Origin of the sequence: Aminobacter niigataensis (assembly GCF_014200015.1) — a bacterium.
GTDB lineage: Bacteria > Pseudomonadota > Alphaproteobacteria > Rhizobiales > Rhizobiaceae > Aminobacter > Aminobacter niigataensis.
In genome coordinates this window covers 1-1,766 of the sequence record NZ_JACHOT010000023.1, presented here as the reverse complement: position 1 = coordinate 1,766, position 1,766 = coordinate 1, and the positions used below count along the sequence as shown (strand labels likewise).

At 55.9% G+C, this 1,766-nt stretch carries 1 protein-coding gene; it reads right to left on the bottom strand.

What is annotated here, in order from left to right; translation table 11 throughout:
* Positions 1–358: 358 nt before the first annotated feature.
* The gene (locus GGQ99_RS25975) at positions 359–1,342 is read right to left on the bottom strand and encodes a L,D-transpeptidase family protein (protein ID WP_183264794.1); all 984 of its coding nucleotides are present in this window, start codon (positions 1,340–1,342) and stop codon (positions 359–361) included.
* Between the last annotated feature and the right edge of the window lie 424 nt (positions 1,343–1,766).

Genomic DNA, 1,766 nt, shown 5'->3' with positions numbered 1-1,766 from the left:
AGTCGAAATCGACGTCGAACTTTTCATGTCCTTGAAATCAGAGCGCGACAATCAATCAGCTTCTTAAGCTGGCAACCTCACACCAGGGTGCCGTTACGTGGATCAGGACCGCGTCCGCCGCGAGGGCTTCGTCGAATCCGGGAATGGTTTCATCGCCGTCATGGGCAAATACAGGACTGGGAACAGCAAGGCCAATGGCGGCTAGAACCCATCAGGTAGTCTCCTTGAGCCGCCTGGAAAGCTTCGTCACACGCTAGCAACGTCGCATGCGCCAGAGGCCTCGGCCGCACTGGCTAACGCCACGAAAGGTTGCGGCTAGCGTTGCGGGCCATCTTTCCGTTCGATCATCATCGCCATCTCATTCATCAGCGCCGTGTTGGTCGGCCAACGCAGCGTCCGGGCGACTTATTGGCACAGCGGTGATGGATGTCATCTTTGCCATATCCTTGGCCCCACGGCTTTTCAGAAGCTTGCGAAAGCTCGGGTGCATGCCCCCGTCGGAATAAGCGTGCGACGATATCGCCCCACTGCCACCCAGTGTCGCAGTTCCGCCTGTTCCGGTTTCATAGGTGCTGGCCACCGCAGGCTCTTTCGTGTTGAGTTGAGGCGGGCAGGCAGCAAGTGGATCGTTTGGCTCGCCAGCTTCGAATTCGGCATCGAACACATACCGGCCACCGCAATATGAGACCGTGGGCTGGCGTCGTGCGACGTCAAATATGTCGTACCCCTGCTTGAGATCAGCCCAAAAGCCAGAATTGGGGTCGCTCCGGTTTTGCGCCATTTTCCCTGCAGTCATCCGAAACGGGAAAGCCTGAACCTGGAAGGCGGGCTGGCCACCCTTGAGCGCTTCCCGCGCGACCGCATATATTTCGGCGACGCCTTCATCTGTCAGGGCAAAACAGCCAGAAGAGGAACAGGCGCCATGTACCATCAGCGCTTCACCACTGTAGCCGAGGGCGCTCTCCAGCTTGTTGGGATATCCAAGATTGAACGACAGGTAATATTGGGAGTTCGGGTTAAGCATTCCTGAATTGACGTGATAGAAGCCCTCCGGCGCCTGGCGGTCGCCGGTCTTCGTTTTCGGCCCCAGTTTGCCCGACCAGCGACACATTGGATAAGTCTTCAGAAGCGCGTACCGGCCGCTACGGTCCTGCTTCCAGATTTCAAGCTCACTCTCTTCCTTGAATATTCGAACCAGGATCGGACTGGCGGGAGACATTTTCTTTTTGCTCATTTCGGCGAGGAGCTTCGCCGGAACAGGCTGGCCAGCTTTGTTGTCCACGGTAAGGACGCTGGAGACACATCCGCCGATCGCGACCGACAGCGCGATGACAGCGACCAGTCTCACAAGTCTTTCAAACAATGAACACCAGCCTGTCGCATGGAAATTGGGTGGTTCAAATGTGCGACCATTGCGAACCTTCGTCGCACATATCAGGCCAGCCATTCTTCGTCAGTATGATTAACGGAGAATTGATGGCAATGCGACGCCAAGGCTTCATTTCCGGCGGAGCGGCAAACGACAACGTCGATCGGCTACAGACGTGAGGCTGTTACCGATTTTTTCGACTTTGCATCTTTCCGCTGCTCGGCCAGCCCAATGTTGGTAGAGCCGTCATGTTGTTTGAGGAGCCGTTTATTTCGACGTCTCGATCTGATATGCGCGACCTATAGTGATCGGACGCCAATAGCGAAACTCATGGCACGTTGAAGGATGTAAGAATGGAAATCGCCCTGCTTGGTCTCTCAGAACCCGAAATGCGGCA